This window comes from Delftia acidovorans NBRC 14950, from assembly GCF_001598795.1.
GTDB classification, from domain to species: domain Bacteria; phylum Pseudomonadota; class Gammaproteobacteria; order Burkholderiales; family Burkholderiaceae_C; genus Comamonas; species Comamonas acidovorans.
Map to the genome: position 1 here is coordinate 1 of NZ_BCZP01000081.1, position 990 is coordinate 990.

The window sequence follows — 990 nt, forward strand, 5'->3', positions numbered from 1 at the left end:
CACTCAATTGCAATAGGCGCGGCCCGTCAAAGGCACGCTGTGGGTGATCTGGGCAATGTCGGCGTCCAAGTACCGGACATCGGGATAGAGCTGGCCGCCGAGGTTGTCCACGATGGTGATGGAGGGATAGCGGCCCAGGTTGTGCGGGACGGTCCAGACGGCTGCTGCGACGCTCTGGGTGTAGGTGTATGTCGCGCCGGCACCGCCGCCGGGCGGCCCCTGGGGTCCAGGCGGGCCTGGAATGCCCCGTGTCACCACGACAGCGGGCGGCGCGGGCTGGCTCACGACAACCGTCTCGCCGCTCTCGCGCGTCACCACGACAGAGGTCTGCCGCTCGATGACAACGGCCGAGGGTGCTGACGAGACGACGGTGGTCACCGGGTGCCCTCCGGGTACAGGGCGAAGCACAGCTCGTACTGCCGCTCCACGTCACCGCTGGGGCGAGTGACTTCGATCTGGCCGATGCAGGAGGACCAACCGGGCGCCATATCACCGTAGGCAAAGGCGCCCGTCTGCTCAGCCGTCATCAGCAACCGCAGCCACGCACCATCCAGCTCTATCCCGCCGTTGGCCGTGCTCAACTCCAGTAGGACCTCCGGATCATCGATGTCGCGGCGCAACTGCATGCGCGCCGTGCAACCGGTGTAGTCCTCACGGGTGATGTCTGCATCTGGCACGGTTGCGCCCGTGCAGGCGTCCACCAGCCGACCGCCGCACTCCTGACGCACCGAATAGGGCACGGTCACGCGCTCCAACTCCTCGCGGAAAGTGGCGCCCTGGTAGATGGGAAAGTTGAGGCATGCCGGCGTTGTCATGCCCTGCAGTGTCCCGGCCAGGGCCTGCAGGAGCGAACCCTAGCCGGGGGCGCGGGTCACGGATTCAGGATCGATTCCCAGTCCGTCACATCCCGCTCGCTGCCGCTGTAGCTGCCGCTGGCCCGGATCTGGTTGTTCAGCGTCGTCACCATGTTGCCCAGCATGTCCACGATCT

The 990-nt window shown here is 66.5% G+C and carries 2 protein-coding genes; both read right to left on the minus strand.

The window, feature by feature from the left end; translation table 11 throughout:
* Positions 1-3: 3 nt before the first annotated feature.
* Positions 4-378 (minus strand): hypothetical protein, encoded by a 375-nt coding sequence (locus DA1_RS31460; RefSeq protein ID WP_155294293.1) that lies wholly within the window; start codon positions 376-378, stop codon positions 4-6.
* Positions 375-815, minus strand: coding sequence for a hypothetical protein (locus DA1_RS29345; protein ID WP_034395155.1), 441 nt, complete (start codon positions 813-815; stop codon positions 375-377). Before DA1_RS29345 ends, DA1_RS31460 begins: the two co-directional genes overlap by 4 nt.
* Between the last annotated feature and the right edge of the window lie 175 nt (positions 816-990).

Coding starts and splice junctions, on each gene's coding strand:
- DA1_RS29345 (WP_034395155.1), bottom strand. CDS start 815: ATGACAACGCCGGCATGCCTCAACTTTCCCATCTACCAGGGCGCCACT.